This is a genomic window from Synechococcus sp. CBW1108, assembly GCF_015840335.1.
GTDB lineage: Bacteria > Cyanobacteriota > Cyanobacteriia > PCC-6307 > Cyanobiaceae > Cyanobium_A.
Genome location: NZ_CP060395.1, coordinates 2146420 through 2160770, shown reverse-complemented (window position 1 = coordinate 2160770; position 14351 = coordinate 2146420). Strand labels below are relative to the sequence as shown.

Here is a 14351-nt window from a genome sequence, read left to right as displayed (position 1 = left end):
ATTTCTTTTAACCCATTATTACAGGAGAATCACAATGCTCAAGGATCAAACAAACCCAACAACGACCGACATAAGCGATTTATTAATTTCTTGGCGTGAAGCAATTGATTTGCTTGAAAACTACAACAAGAGTGCCTTTGAGCACTTCTATGATTTTCATTCGATTCACGGGATTAGAGACAAAAATCTTTCGCCCTTCGAACGCCTTGCTGACATTAGCGATAACTGCGAATCTACCGCGGAGAATCTAACATGTGACTTCATTTCGGCGATTATCAATGCAAGTAAACGCGATGAAGAAGACTTTGATTCCTACACAATAGACGAAGAGGGATTTCACTTTTGAGGAGTTACATTAATGAGCGATACCTAGATCAAGTCTCATTTGCACCCTTTAGCGTGATAAACCGCGTCGCTTCGGCGAATAAATGAACGCCTGAGTCCAAGCACTTTATTAAAAATCTCTTATTTTATTATGTCTTCCACTTTTTCGAAAACATTTTCTCGTATTTCCATTCCTAACAAGATCTCTGCAGAAAATAAGTACGCAGAAATTATTGAACGCATCACAACTGAGTCCTTGAAAACCTGGTTCTCTGGGCATCACCATTTAGATGGAGATTGCAACTGGGACGATATCGCAGATACGTACGGTAACGAAGACCAAACTGCTTTCGCTGATTCTGATGGTGCCAAAGGTGCGATTCAATCCATGATTGAAGAGTGCCTTTCTATTCGACTTGGTATCAACGAAGGTCTTGATTTCCAGGTCTACCGTGATTCAGATACATATGGCGACGAAGTTCATGATCTCATCCTCATTGACCTCCTCCAAGATCAAGACTTTGACTTGAAGACTATCCAGACATACCGAGTCGTCGAGGACTCTCGTGAAGGAATTAGTGCCGACTGGTATCTAAATTATCTGAGCAACGATGGGGAACTTAAGTTTCAATTCGCCGAATGATAGTGATGTACCTCTTCAATCTTGAGGCGCTTCTTTAATCTCTATTTTCTGAGGTTTATTTCCGAATGAGAGGGGTTAACGTCCCTCTTTTATTATGTCTTCAGACCTATCTGCTGAACCATCGACCAATCGCCTGGGCGAATCTGTGCCCGTGCCCGCTTGGCAGTTGCTTCTTCTTCGATGAAGCGCAGGCAGGTTCGCTGGAGCATCTCTGCTGAGGGTCTCAAGAATCACTCTATAGCAAGGAGAAGATTATGATCCTCACGAAATTAAGGATTGCTTGGATTGCAGGAAGTGCAGCATCGGAAGGAAAAGCGCCTCAATAAGTAGTTATCCCAGCGACATCCATACCCTTGACTATCATCCAATTCCGTCCTATAATATCAAAGCAATTATCGTTACAACCTATACATGGAACCAATGCTACTAAGGATCTGCGATGTCGTCAAACTGACATCACTTTCGCGCTCCTCTATCTATCGGATGATAAATGATGGCGGATTTCCCAAGCAACTCACTATCGGCAATCGTCAAGCACGATGGTCACGCATCGAAATTGAAGAGTGGTATCAAGAGCAGGTTTTGGCAAATCAATCTGCCTGAACAATTTGCTGGGACGAGGCAAGAGACTCGCATCACGGTATAGCGAGTCCTTGCTTAATACACCAGTTTGACCAATCTTCCATAAACTCCCGCCTCTTATCCAGCAGTTCAGAATTATCGTAGTGACCGCGAACACCTTTCTTGTGATGAAGGTGACCTAACTGTCGATCAGGAACTTCCCACTGATACCCCAATAAATCCTGTCCCACTGTTTGCACAACCGCTCTCCAACCCTGTGCTGTCAGGATCCCGCCCATTTGCAGTTGATCCTTCAAGAAATTATTCAATGCAGAAGGAGTGATGTGAGATTCCTTTCTACCTCTTGGACTATGAAGCAGGTGCTTTCTTTTGCCATTGACTTTTTTGAGTAGATCAAAGATTTCTTTAGCGGCATCAGAGATTGGAATCAGATGATCAACATGTTTCTGGTCGGATGGACGCTTTAGACCTGGGGTAGCACCAGGGATCGTAATCAGAGAATCCGTTTCGTCTATCCAAGACCATTCCAGAGCGACGAGTGCTCCAGGTCGTGTGCATAGCAGCAGATGCAACTTCAGTGCCGTAGGAACAAGATCAAACTGACCATCCCCATACCCACATAATTTCTGAAAAAATCCTGGAACCTCTTCGGCAGTAATTGTCGGATTTCCTTTGGGGACATGCTGAGCGCGATCATCAGGTGAAATCGTGCAGGGATTTTGCCCCCTCCGCATCCAACCCTTTTCAATGGCATAGTCGCAAACTTGCCCCAAAGTCCTGATGACACGATTCGCCATGTCATGAGACTTCCTTGCGTCAATGATTTTGCGCACCTTCTCAACGAATTGTCTTCCACCAGTGCCATCGCCTGAATCCCATTCCAACTCCTTGATGGGAAGATCAGGAGAAAGAACTGGAAAGACATGATTTTCAAGATGGCGCTGGCACTCTTTCTGAGTGCTCGGCGCTTTTTTTTGTCGTGAGGGTGACGTCAACCAGGCATCGCAAACTTGCTTGAGAGTCGGAGCAGAAAGCGTGTCTTTTGGACGGTTCAGCGCCAACCACTGATCGTGGTGGGCATCCAGTCCAATTCCTTTGCGCCATTCCTTGAACGCTTGCACCTTCTGACGCGCTTGTACCAGCGTCAGACGCCCTCCTCCTTTGCCGTAGGTGCCGAGGGGCAGTTCCTGTTGCTTGCGGACGCCATTCGGTAGTTTTTGGGAGTATGGGTGGACGAATCGCCTGCAAGGGACGTTGCCGACCACTGGTTCGTTGACGATACGCAAACCGTTTCCGCAGGGATCCGAGGTTTTTTTACCTCCCTTGGGAATGGCAGGCAAAGCGCGGATTTGAGCGTCAGTCAGCGGTTTGGACATCCCCAAGACCCATCTCACATAACGATTCTATCTCACATAAAACCGCTTTTCATCTCACATAATCTCTCCCATAAAAAATCTGGATCTGATGGCATCGGTGGCGCCCTCATGAGACAGCGACCAACCCAGAAACCCAGTCAATGAGACAATTGCGGACGATCTGAACCGTCTCAAGATTTGTCAAAAGCGGAGAGGGTGGGATTCGAACCCACGGAAGGTTTCCCTTCAAACGATTTCGAGTCGTTCGCTTTCGACCACTCAGCCACCTCTCCAGCGGCCCCTCGGGCCTTGTGCACTTTAAGGATCGATTATCCCCGCACGGCCTGGAGGGATCCACTGGGGCCGCTGGCCGCCCAGGTTTCTGGCCAGCCCGAGGGGAAGGCTCCGCTCAACCAGATCCGCTTGGCCCCAAGCCGCTGCAGCTGGGTGCGCTCCCGCTGCGAAGGGCGAAAACCCAGCCACAGGCCATCAAAACCGCCGCGGCCAGGGCCGTAGCGCTCCTGCCAGGCCCAGAGCGCCTGGCGATCGGGCAACAGCAACCAGCGCCAGCGCCCCAACTGCAACTCCATCGCCCGGCTTTCGATCGCCACGGGCGCAGCACTCAGCCCCTCGCTGGCCAGCCGTTGACCCGGCTGAAGGGGCAGGCTGCCATCGGCGCTGGCGAGCACCAGGCCTGCCTGGGCCCGCCAGCAGTCGGGCTGCTCGGGCGCCAGCGGATCCAGCAGCAGGGCCCAGTCGAAGCGCTGCACCCCCAGACCCCGGGCTAGCTGGCTGGCCTGACTGCAACTGAAGCCATCGGCGGAGCTACTCACCAGTGCCGCCCGGCCCCGGTGCCGTGCCACCAGCAGGTCGAGCCGCCCCTGGTGCACCAGCAGCAGCTGGTCCGCACCCAGCAGGCTGAGGTGGACGGCCACGGCCACTACCAGCAAGCCAAGCCCCAGCAGGCGCCAGCGCCGGCCCAGGGCCGGCAGAACCAAGGCCAACAGGGCCAGGCTGAGCAGCAGCACCAAAACGGGCGTCGGCCGGCCCAGTTGCCACTGGGCCATGGGCAGCTCAGCAAAGGCCTGCACCACCAGCACCAACAGCCGGCACAGCCAGTCGACGGGCACGGTGGCCAAGGGCAGCAGCGGCGGCAGCAGCACCGCCAGACAGGCCAGGGCCATGGCCCCCAGGGTGAGGGGTGTCAGCAGCGGCGCCACCACCAGGTTGGCGGGCACCGCATAGAGGGGCACCACGCCGAAGTGCAACAGCTGCAGCGGCAGGGTGTACAGCGAGGCCGCCAGGGGCACCGCGGTGGCCGCTGCCAACCAACCTGGAAGCCAGCCGGGCAGCCAGCGGCGCAGGCCCAGCTCCAGCGGCCGGGCCGAAAGCACCAGGGCTGCGGTGGCCACCACACTCAGCTGAAAGCCAACGTCCAACAGCCAATCGGGCCGTGCCAGCAACAGGACCAGGGCACTGGCGGCCAGGATTCCCAGGGGCCGACTGCGGTGGCCACTCTCGAGCACCGCCAGGGCCAGCGCCCCCATCAGCACCGCCCGCACCACCGATGGCTGGGGCCCGGCCAGCAACACGAACAGGCCCATCGCTGCTGCGGCCAGGCCCAGCCGCGCCGGCTGGGGCAAGCGGGCGCCAAGGGGCAGCACCACACCCAGCAACACCGAGAGATGGAAGCCCGAGGCCGCCAGGGCATGGGAGAGGCCCGACGCCCGGAAGGCCTCGCGCAGCTCGGCCGGCACCGGCACCACCGCACTGCCCAGCACCAGGGCCGCCAGCACCCCGCCGCGCTCGGGGCCTGCCTGCCGCACCAGGGCCTGGGCCATGCGACGACGCAGATCGGCCACCGGCGTGGCGGGCCGCTCCAGCACATTGAAGTCCTGCACCTGCAGCTGGCTGAAGGCGCCCTGGCGGGCCAGCCGTTCGGCGGGGGCTGCCAGCAGCGGATGGGGCGAGGCCAGCGGCCGGCGCAGGCGGCCCCGCACCCGCAGGCGCCAGCCCTCCTGTAGGGGCGGACAGTCGCCAAAGCGCAGCTCGGTGCGCCCCACCGGCAACTGCAGCAGGGCCCGGCAACTGCCGGTGCCAACGCTTGAGCGCGGATCGCCCAGCAGGGTGCCCGTGAGCTCGAGCGGCAACTCTGCGCTGCTGGCGGCCGCCAGCAGCAGCACCGGGTCAGCCCCAGCGGGCTGGAGCGGCATGCAGGCAACCAGCACCACCCGCATCAGCAGCAGGGCCAGCAGCAGGCCCCACACCAGCGGTTTCAGCCTGCCCCCGCTGCCGCTCGCCACCACTGCCCCCTGCCGGTTAGTTAGGGAGCCAGGGTTCCCACACCCCTACAGGCTGGGGATCTTGAGCAGCAGGTCACAGGCCTGGCGGCTGGGTATCTGCTGACCCAGCAGCGGTGCCACCAGCGCCGCCACCGGCCGCAGCCGGCAGGGCCACACCGCCCGCTCACTCAGGCGCCCCAACTGGAAGCTGCCGCCAGCCAGCACCAGCAGCAACAGGCCTCGCTGCAGCGCAAGCTTCATGGCGCCACGGCCGCAGGCTGGCGCCTGGCCGAATCCAGCAGCGGAAAGCCCAGCGCTTCCCGCTCGGCCAGCCAGGCCTCAGCCACCTGGCGGGCCAGGGTGCGGATGCGGCCGATGGTGGCGGTGCGCTCAGTCACCGAGATCACACCGCGGGCCTCGAGCAAATTGAAGGTGTGGCTGCACTTGAGCACGAAGTCGAGGGCTGGGGCCGGCAGCTTGGCCGCCACCAGATCGGCGGCCTCAGCTTCATAGATGGCAAACAGCTGCTTGAGCCGCTCCGGGTTGGAGGCCTCGAAGTTGTAGGTGCAGTGGCCCTTCTCAAAGGGCAGCCAGATATCCCCGTAGGAGCGGTTGCCGTCCCAGGCGAGATCCCAGATGCTCTCCACATCCTGCAGATACATGGCCAGGCGTTCGAGGCCATAGGTGATCTCGATCGACACGGGCCGGCAGTCGAGGCCGCCGCACTGCTGGAAGTAGGTGAACTGGGTCACCTCCATGCCGTCGAGCCACACCTCCCAGCCCACGCCCCAGGCCCCCAGCGTCGGCGATTCCCAGTTGTCTTCTACGAAGCGAATGTCGTGGTCTTTGGCGCAGATGCCCAGGGCCTCCAGGGAGGCCAGGTAGGTCTCCTGGATGCCATCGGGCGACGGCTTGATCAGCACCTGGTACTGGAAGTAGTGCTGGGCCCGGTTGGGGTTGTCGCCGTAGCGGCCGTCGGTGGGGCGGCGACAGGGTTCGGGGTAGGCCACGGCCCAGGGCTCCGGCCCGATTGCCCTAAGCACCGTGTGGGGGCTCATGGTGCCGGCGCCCTTCTCGGTGTCGTAGGGCTGCAGGATCAGGCAGCCCCGCTCAGCCCAGAATTTGTTCAGGGTCGCGGTGATGTCCTGGAAGTGCACGGGCTGGGCTGGGGGTGGGTGGGTGGATGAGTTGAGGTAGCTACCGATACGGCCTGCGGGGGCAAACCAAATAATGTTGCTGAAACAACGGCAAATTTTGGCGCTTTTTCAGTGGATCGTCGAAGCGGATCATACAGATCTACTGGCGCGCATGAATTTCCTGGTTGACTGCCTGGGCCTTCAAATAGACCAGAAGTATTCAAGCGGTGTGATGATCTTTGCGAGGGACAAAGAAAAGGCCAGGCTCCCCTTACCCGCCCGAGTCACCGTAATCATATCTGCCAACAATGGTTCAGATAATGAGTTCCAGGTAGAGGTCAGAAGCTCCGAGCCCATGCTGCGCAGCGAGACCAGATGCGAGCTAATAGCAGGAGAATTACAAAAAGCCCTTAGCCGAGCTGAATAGAAAATCGCGCACCCCGTATACAAAGATTTACCCCCGCCCAAATTCAACTATTCCCAAGTCAACTGCCCAATACAACCACCGGCAACCTTCAGCCCAGCTTGGAACCTTTGGCACCTGAGCTGACCGCAAGCAGATCCTCAAACTCCCCAGCGGGCATGGCCCTGCTCCAGAGCCAGCCCTGGCCCTGGTTAACCCCGCTGCGGCGCAGGAAAGTGGCCTCCGATTCCGTTTCCACTCCCTCAGCGATGACCTCAACATCAATGGCATGGCAGCCCGCCACCAGCCACTTGACAAACCGCTGACGGAAGCAATCAGCATCCACGCCAGAAACAATCGAACGATCCAGCTTCACCTTGCTGAAGTCGAGATTAAGCATGTGGGAGAGGGGCGCATCTCCGCTGCCGAAATCATCTACTGCGATGGTGTGAATGGAGGTGAGCTCATGAATGAAGGCCAACTCATGTTCGCCGGCCACCTTGGCCTCGGTGACTTCCACCACCAGGCGGCGGCCCACCCTGCGCCTGAGGCATTCGAGATCCAGCACCTGCTTGGAGATGGGCCTGAAAAACATCTTGCCCGAACCGATGTATTGGCAGGAGAGATTTACAGACAACCACAGATTCGCCGGGATTCGGTCCAGGGCCCGCAGGGCAAAAACAAATGAATCCTGGGTAACGGAGATATTCAGAACCGGATCTTCCTCCAGGGCCTGGATCTCTTCAGCGGTGGGCAGGTCGTCGTTGGGACGCCAGAGCACCTCGCCACCGCAGATGCGCCCGGAAGCCAGATCAAGGATGGGCTGGATGTGGAAGCTTTCCAAAGCCCTCAGGAGTGATACCCCTTTGCTGAGTCAAGCCTAATCACCGCTCCAGGCAAGCCGCAGCAGAGGCACAGCAAAGCCGCAGCAAAACCCCATCCCGGGCCCTTCAAGCCACCAGTTCCAGCAGGCCCATCAGGCCGCCGGCGAGGCTGCGATGGCGCGCAGCACTGAAGCCCGCCTCCAGGGCCAGCTGCTGCTGCTGCGGGGCTGTGGGAAAGCGGGCCAGGCTCTCTTCCAGGTAGGCGTAGTGCTCCTCAATGCCGAACTGCTCGGCAATGGGCACCACAACCCGGCGGAGGTAGAGGCGCTGGAACCCGGCTGCCACCGAACTGGCACGCCCGACGGGCCGATTGAAATCGAGCACGGCCGCCCGAGCAGCCGGGCGCAGCAGCCGCCTCAACTCCCGCAGGCCAGCGGCGGAATCGGCCAGGTTGCGCAGGCCGTAGGCAATCACCGCCCCATCCCAACTTCCACTCGCCAATCCGGTTGCCATGGCGTCGCCCTGCTGCCAGCAGAGCTGCAGCCAGGGCTGCAGAGCGGCCCGCCGCGCCGCCACCGCCAGGGGGGCCGCAGCGGTATCAAGGCCGAGCACGCTGCCGCCTGGTCGCACCCGGGCAGCGAGAACGAGGGCCAGGTCGCCGGTGCCGCAGCACAGATCCAGCAGCTGCTGGCCAGGCCGGGGATGGAGCCAGGTTATGGCCTGGCGTTTCCAGAGGCGATGGAGGCCGAAGCTGAGCAGGTCGTTGAGCTGGTCGTAGCGGGGCGCGATCTGCTCAAACAGGTCTTGAACAGAAGCAGAATTGCCCGGCTTAAAGCTGCCCATCCCAGGGCAGCACGATGGAGTCGAGGCTGATGCCGGCGCCCAGATCCGGCAGCGGCTGCAGGCCCCGGGCCTCGAGGCGGCCGGGCCCGGTGAAGGTGAGCACCATCACCGTGGCCAACCCCACGGCCGCCGAACACACCATGCAGCCGGCCAGCATCAGCGAAAATTCACGCCGATCGCTGGCGGCCTGCATCAGCTGCAGCGCCCAGGCCACCAGGGCCACTACGGCGGCCACCATGCCCAGGGCTATGGCCGTGGAGGCAGGGGCGGAGAGGGCGGGCAGGGCGGAGAGCAAGGGGCGACCGGGTAGTGACCGTTTGGTGAGTAAGCGTGGGATGAGCGAGGGCGGGACTCAAGACCGTGGGTTGCAACAACCCTTTTCGCAATGTAACGACTGTTAACAGGGCAGCGTGGGAGGCCCGGCCAGGGGCCGGATGGACAGCTGACGCGAGATCAGCTCACGCTTGATCTGCTCGAGCGTCAGCACTCCGTCATGGAGCAGGGAAGCCAGCAGAGCTGCTGAAGCATGGCCCCCTTCCGGCCCGGGATCAAGGGCCTGGGCGATGTGGTCGATCGAGCCGGCCCCGCCGGATGCAATCACCGGCACGGACACCGCATCGGCCACCGCCCTGGTGAGCTCAAGGGCGTAGCCGGCCTGGGTGCCATCGCCATCCATCGAGGTGAGCAGGATCTCGCCGGCGCCCAGCGCTACCACCCGGCGGGCCCAGGCGACCGTATCGAGGCCGGTGTTCTCCCGGCCCCCCTTGACGTACACGTCCCAGCCACCGGCAGGGCGGGCCCGGGCGTCGATGGCCACGACGATGCACTGGCAGCCGAAGCGCTCCGCACCGCGGGCCACCAGCTCGGGATCACGCACGGCGGCGGAGTTGAGGCTCACCTTGTCGGCGCCGGCCCGCAGCAGCTCGGTGATGCCCTCCACGCTGCTGATGCCGCCACCCACGGTGAAGGGGATCGTGACGGCCTCGGCGCAGCGACGCACCAGCTCCACCAGGGTGGAGCGCCCCTGGTGGCTGGCGGCGATGTCGAGAAAAACCAGCTCATCGGCCCCTGCGGCGCTGTAGCGACAGGCCAGTTCCACCGGGTCACCGGCATCCCGCAGACCCACGAAGTTCACCCCCTTCACAACCCGGCCATCGGCCACGTCGAGACAGGGGATGATCCGCTTGGCAACCATGGATGGGGCTCCGGTGGGCGCTGTTAATGTTGCGCCACTTTCCAGTCGCGCCGGCCATGTCCCAGGCTGCCACTATCAACGTTGGCTCCAAGGTGCGGATCACCCGGGTGCGCGACCGCATTTCCACGGAGATGGTCGAGGCCCTCAAGGCTGACGCCACCGGCACCGTGACCGGCTTCCGCACCGTGGACGGCAAGGGCATCGGCGTGGTGGTGGCCCTCAGCGGTGGCCAGACAGCCTGGTTCTTTGACGACGAAATCACCCTCTCCTGAGGCCCAGGCCCTTGAGCAACAGCCCCAACCCTGAAGCTGCCAGCGGCGCCGGTGCTCGCCAGCTGCTGGGCATGAAGGGTGCCAGCGGCACCAGCAGCATCTGGAAAATCCGGCTGCAGCTGATGAAGCCGGTCACCTGGATACCTCTTATCTGGGGAGAGCTCTGCGGCGCCGCCGCCTCCGGCAACTTCCACTGGACCTTCAGCGAGGTGGGCGCCTCGATCGCCTGCATGCTGATGAGCGGGCCCCTTTTGGCCGGCTACACCCAAACCCTCAACGACTACTACGACCGCGAGATCGACGCGATCAATGAGCCCTACCGGCCGATTCCCTCAGGGGCGATCCCCCTGGGCCAGGTGAAGGCCCAGATCTGGATCCTGCTGCTGGCGGGCCTCGGCGTGGCCTACGCCCTGGACCTATGGGCGGGCCACGGCACGCCGGTGCTGCTGCTGCTGGCCCTGGGCGGCTCGTTTGTAAGCTTCATCTATTCGGCACCGCCGCTGAAGCTCAAGCAGAACGGCTGGCTCGGCAACTACGCCCTGGGCGCCAGCTACATCGCCCTGCCCTGGTGGGCAGGCCAGGCCCTGTTTGGCCAGCTCACCTGGACCACCGCCATCCTCACCCTGGCCTACTCCCTGGCGGGCCTGGGCATCGCCGTGGTCAACGACTTCAAGAGCGTTGAGGGCGACCGGGCCCTGGGCCTGCAGAGCCTGCCGGTGGCCTTCGGCATCACCAGGGCCAGCTGGATCAGTGCAGGCATGATCGATCTGTTTCAACTGGCGATGGTGGCCGTGCTGATCGCCATCGGTCAGCATTTCGCCGCCGTGTTGCTGGTGCTGCTGATCATTCCCCAGATCACCTTCCAGGACATCTGGCTGCTGCGCGACCCGGTGGCCTTCGACGTCAAATACCAGGCCAGCGCCCAGCCCTTTCTGGTGCTGGGCATGCTGGTGACGGCCCTGGCGATCGGCCACAGCTCCCTGGTTAGCTCCGGCACCCTGGTTAGCTCCGGCTCTCTGGTCAGCTGAAGTGAGCGGCGCAGCCACCCGCCAGGCCCCCAAGCCCCGCCGCCGCCCCAACCTGGTGCAGGCCGGGCTGCTGGCCGCCCTGATCGGGGGCGGTGTGGCCTGCGGCCAGGCGGCCCTGGTGGCTGGCCTCGACAGCCTGCTGCCCGATGCCCGTGGCATCAACCATTTCAACCGCCCAGGCACCCTCACGATCCTCTCGGCGGATGGCCAGGTGGTGCACAAGATCGGGCCGGTGACCCGCGAAAAGCTCACCCCCGAAACCCTGCCCAAACTGGTGGAGCAGGCCTTCATCGCCGCCGAAGACCGGCGCTTCTACCAGCACAACGGCATCGACCCGGTGGGGATCGGCCGCGCCCTGGTGCGCAACATCAGCCAGCGATCGGTGGAGGAGGGGGCCAGCACGATCACCCAGCAGCTGGCCCGCACCGTGTTCCTCAGCCAGGACCGCACCCTGGTGCGCAAGCTGAAGGAGGCCGCCCTGGCCGGCAAGCTCGAACGCCAGCTCAGCAAACCCCAGATCCTCACCGAATACCTCAATGTGGTGTATCTGGGCTCCAGTGCCTACGGCGTGGCCGATGCGGCCTGGGTGTACTTCTCGAAAACCCCCGACCAACTCAACCTCCCCGAAGCTGCCCTGATCGCCGGGCTGCCGCCGGCACCCTCGGTGTATTCCCCCCTGGTGAATCCTGATCTGGCCCTGGAGCGCCGGGCGGTGGTGCTGCGGCGCATGCAGGAGGCCGGCTTCATCAGCAGCAGCGAACAACTACAGGCCGAGGCTTCCCCCCTGGAGCTCAAGCCTGTCGAACCCAAGTATTGGGACAGCCAGGCCCCCTACTTCAGCAGCTGGGTGCAGCAGGAACTGCCCCAGGTGCTCACCCCCGAGCAGCTGGAAGTTGGCGGGTTGACCGTGCGCAGCAGCGTCAACCTGGCCTGGCAGAAGGAGGCGCAGAAGGCGATCAACACCTACGCCACAGGGGATATGGAGGGGGCCCTGGTGGCGATGGAGCCCGGCACCGGCCTGGTGCGGGCGATGGTGGGCGGCACCGATTTTCTCGAAAGCCAGTTCAACCGGGCGGCCCAGGCCCTGCGTTCCCCGGGCTCCACCTTCAAGTTGTTTGTCTATCTCACGGCTCTAAAGGAGGGGATGCTGCCGGAGCGGGTCCTGCGCGATTCAGCCCGCTGCTTCCGCGGCTACTGCCCGAAGAACTTCGGCGGCCGCTACATGGGCTCGGTGTCGATGGTGGTGGCCCTGCAGAACTCGCTCAACACGGTGGCGGTGGCCCTGCTCCAGGAGCTGGGCTTCGACAAGGTGATCGCCACGGCCAAGAGCCTCGGCATCAGCAGGGAGCTGGGGCGGTTCTACCCGATGGCCCTGGGCGCCTACGAGCAAACCGTCCTGGACATGACCGCGGCCTACGCCGCCATCAACAACGGCGGTATCTATGTCAAAGCCACACCGTTTGAGGAAATTCTGGGGCCCAACGGCGAGCTGCTCTGGAGCCGCCGGGTCGATGGCGACCCCGGCCAGCGGGCGGTGAGCAGCGACATCGCCGCCATGATGATGTGGATGTTGCAGCGGGCGGTGCAGTCGGGCACCGGTGGCGGTGCCGCCCTGCCAAACCGACCGGTGGCAGGCAAAACCGGCACCTCCGAGGGGGGCCGGGACCTGTGGTTCATCGGCTCCATTCCCCAGCTCACCACCGGGGTGTGGCTCGGCTTCGACAACAGCCGGGCCACCAAGAACACCAGCGTTGTGGCCACCTACGCCTGGCGGGCCTTCATGGCGCCGATCACCAAAGACCTGCCCGTGCGCCAGTTCCCGCCTCGGCCGCAGCTGGCGGACACCTACCGGGGTGGCAAAAAGCCGCCGGAGCGGGCCAAGCCGGCACCGGTGCCTGCCGATGCCCTGCCCTACCGGGCACCCCAACCGCTGGACCTCGATCCCAGCCCCGGCGTCGAAGCGGAACCGGGCCCGGCCCAGCAGGCACCAGCCGGACTGCCCAGCATCCCGCCAGCCGCACCGCCGAGTGCAGCACCCCCAGCAGCCGCCCCGGCCCCCGAAGCTCCACCACCACCCCCGGCGCCAGCCTCGCCGCCCTAACGCCCCGCCGGCGGGGCCTGCAGCAGGGCGGCAAAAAACCCATCGCCACCGCCGGGGGCGGGCCAGCGCTGCCACTGCCGCAGGCATGGCCAATCGGGATGGTCGCGCCCGAAGGCCTCCAGGAGCTGGCTGTTTTCAGCCGGATGCACCGTGCAGGTGGCATACACCAACTGCCCACCGGGCTTGAGCAGCGGCAATAGGGCCTCCAGGAGCTGGCGCTGCAGCCGCACCAGCTCGCCGATCAGGGCGGGGGTGATCCGCCAGCGGGCATCCGCATGGCGGGCCAGGGTGCCCAGGCCCGAGCAGGGGGCATCGAGCAGAATGCGGTCAAACCAGCCGGCCCACTCGGGTTGTTCGGCCGCCAGCTGGGCCGCATCGGCCACCAGGGTGTGGATGCAGCCCAGGCCAAGCCGGGCAGCGTTGCCCGCCAACCGGCGCAGGCGCGCTTCGGAGCGGTCCACCGCCCACACCTGGCCCTGGTTGCCGATCAGCTCGGCCAGATGGGTGCTCTTGCCGCCGGGGGCAGCGCAAGCATCGAGGATGCGTTCGCCGGGCTGGGGATCGAGCAGCAGCCCCACCGCCTGGGCGGCTCGATCCTGCACGCACCAGTGGCCCTCGGCATAGCCGGGCAGGGCGCGCAGCTCGCCGCTGCGACCACGGAGCGTGAGGCCAGCCGGCAAATCGGCCAGGGGGGCGGCCTCCACCCCGGCGGCGGCGAAGGCCGCCAGCACGGCGGCGGGGGTGCTGCGCAGCGGATTGACGCGCAGGTCCAGGGCGGGGGGCTGGTTGCAGGCGGCCCCGAACAGCTCAGGCTCGGGCCAGTGGCCGGCCAGCTCCGCCAGCCAGGCGGGCAGGGAGTGGCGCAGACCCAGGGAGCCGGCGGGGTCGGCGGGCAGGGGGCCCAGGGAGTCCCAGGGCTCAGGCCCGGCCCCCGCGCGCCGCCGCCCGCAGGCCCTAAGTAAGCCATTGACCACCGGCGCCAGCCGGCCCATGCCGCCCTGCTTGGCCAGCTCCACCGTGGTGCTCACCGCCGCCGAGGCCGGCACCCGGCTGCTGAACAGCAGTTGGTAGAGGCCAAGGTGCAGCAGCCAGCGCAGCTTGGGGGGCTGGCGGGCGGCCGGCACCTTGCCAAGCGCATCGAGCCAGGCATCGAGCAGGCGCCGCTGGCGGATGGCGCCGTAGGCCAGTTCGGTGGCCAGGGCGCGGTCGGACCCTTCGAGGGGATGGCGCTGCAGCTCCCGCTCGAGGGCCAGATCGGCGTAGGCCCCGGCCCCCACCGCCAGCAGCACCTGCCAGGCCAGCTGGCGCGGCGCCAGGCCAATCGCTGCGGAATCTGGGCTGGGCGGCTGGGGCATGGCTCCAC

At 63.4% G+C, this 14351-nt stretch carries 15 protein-coding genes and 1 tRNA gene; 6 read left to right on the top strand and 10 right to left on the bottom strand.

Annotation, left to right across the window (positions count from 1 at the left end; genetic code table 11):
• The first annotated feature begins 34 nt into the window (after nt 1-34).
• The 3 genes from H8F27_RS11785 to H8F27_RS11775 all read left to right on the top strand — a co-directional run bounded on the left by H8F27_RS11785 (nt 35) and on the right by H8F27_RS11775 (nt 1570).
• Nucleotides 35-346 (top strand): hypothetical protein, encoded by a 312-nt coding sequence (locus H8F27_RS11785; protein ID WP_197148251.1) that lies wholly within the window; start codon nt 35-37, stop codon nt 344-346.
• A 129-nt stretch (nt 347-475) separates the two neighbouring features.
• Nucleotides 476-967 (top strand): hypothetical protein, encoded by a 492-nt coding sequence (locus tag H8F27_RS11780; RefSeq protein WP_197148250.1) that lies wholly within the window; start codon nt 476-478, stop codon nt 965-967.
• A gap of 411 nt (nt 968-1378) precedes the next feature.
• Complete coding sequence (locus tag H8F27_RS11775; protein ID WP_370594411.1) at nt 1379-1570, top strand: helix-turn-helix transcriptional regulator; 192 nt, start codon at nt 1379-1381, stop codon at nt 1568-1570.
• 32 nt (nt 1571-1602) lie between these two features.
• Here the strand turns inward: H8F27_RS11775 and H8F27_RS11770 are convergent, their stop codons facing one another.
• From H8F27_RS11770 to hisF, 9 genes are all read right to left on the bottom strand, one after another.
• Nucleotides 1603-2925 (bottom strand): hypothetical protein, encoded by a 1323-nt coding sequence (locus H8F27_RS11770; protein WP_197148249.1) that lies wholly within the window; start codon nt 2923-2925, stop codon nt 1603-1605.
• A gap of 187 nt (nt 2926-3112) precedes the next feature.
• A tRNA-Ser gene (locus H8F27_RS11765) sits at nt 3113-3197 on the bottom strand.
• A 36-nt stretch (nt 3198-3233) separates the two neighbouring features.
• Nucleotides 3234-5207 (bottom strand): ComEC/Rec2 family competence protein, encoded by a 1974-nt coding sequence (locus H8F27_RS11760; RefSeq protein WP_231596234.1) that lies wholly within the window; start codon nt 5205-5207, stop codon nt 3234-3236.
• 45 nt (nt 5208-5252) lie between these two features.
• On the bottom strand, nt 5253-5447 hold the full coding sequence (locus tag H8F27_RS11755; RefSeq protein ID WP_231596233.1) for a hypothetical protein: 195 nt from the start codon (nt 5445-5447) through the stop codon (nt 5253-5255).
• Nucleotides 5444-6343, bottom strand: a complete 900-nt coding sequence (gene glyQ, locus H8F27_RS11750; protein ID WP_197148248.1) for a glycine--tRNA ligase subunit alpha — start codon at nt 6341-6343, stop codon at nt 5444-5446. Before glyQ ends, H8F27_RS11755 begins: the two co-directional genes overlap by 4 nt.
• Before the next feature lie 494 nt (nt 6344-6837).
• Nucleotides 6838-7569, bottom strand: coding sequence for an EAL domain-containing protein (locus H8F27_RS11745; protein ID WP_197148247.1), 732 nt, complete (start codon nt 7567-7569; stop codon nt 6838-6840).
• Nucleotides 7570-7675: 106 nt separating this feature from the next.
• Nucleotides 7676-8392 carry a bifunctional demethylmenaquinone methyltransferase/2-methoxy-6-polyprenyl-1,4-benzoquinol methylase UbiE gene (gene ubiE / locus H8F27_RS11740; protein ID WP_197148246.1) on the bottom strand — a complete coding sequence of 239 codons (717 nt, stop codon included), beginning with the start codon at nt 8390-8392 and terminating at the stop codon, nt 7676-7678.
• On the bottom strand, nt 8379-8687 hold the full coding sequence (locus tag H8F27_RS11735) for a hypothetical protein (RefSeq protein WP_231596232.1): 309 nt from the start codon (nt 8685-8687) through the stop codon (nt 8379-8381). Before H8F27_RS11735 ends, ubiE begins: the two co-directional genes overlap by 14 nt.
• A 102-nt stretch (nt 8688-8789) precedes the next feature.
• A complete protein-coding gene (gene hisF / locus H8F27_RS11730; RefSeq protein ID WP_197148245.1) occupies nt 8790-9587 on the bottom strand; it encodes an imidazole glycerol phosphate synthase subunit HisF in 798 nt (265 codons plus the stop codon).
• 56 nt (nt 9588-9643) lie between these two features.
• Here hisF and H8F27_RS11725 point away from each other — a divergent pair, with 56 nt between their 5' ends.
• The 3 genes from H8F27_RS11725 to H8F27_RS11715 are packed head-to-tail and all read left to right on the top strand — an operon-like array spanning nt 9644 to nt 12988.
• The gene (locus H8F27_RS11725) at nt 9644-9859 is read left to right on the top strand and encodes a DUF2862 domain-containing protein (protein ID WP_197148244.1); all 216 of its coding nucleotides are present in this window, start codon (nt 9644-9646) and stop codon (nt 9857-9859) included.
• A gap of 11 nt (nt 9860-9870) precedes the next feature.
• A complete protein-coding gene (chlG, locus tag H8F27_RS11720) occupies nt 9871-10887 on the top strand; it encodes a chlorophyll synthase ChlG (RefSeq protein WP_197148243.1) in 1017 nt (338 codons plus the stop codon).
• 1 nt (nt 10888) lies between these two features.
• Complete coding sequence (locus H8F27_RS11715) at nt 10889-12988, top strand: transglycosylase domain-containing protein (protein WP_370594410.1); 2100 nt, start codon at nt 10889-10891, stop codon at nt 12986-12988.
• Here the strand turns inward: H8F27_RS11715 and H8F27_RS11710 are convergent.
• A complete protein-coding gene (locus H8F27_RS11710) occupies nt 12985-14343 on the bottom strand; it encodes a 16S rRNA (cytosine(967)-C(5))-methyltransferase (protein WP_197148242.1) in 1359 nt (452 codons plus the stop codon). The two genes, H8F27_RS11715 and H8F27_RS11710, sit on opposite strands and share 4 nt — an antisense overlap.
• Nucleotides 14344-14351 lie beyond the last annotated feature (8 nt).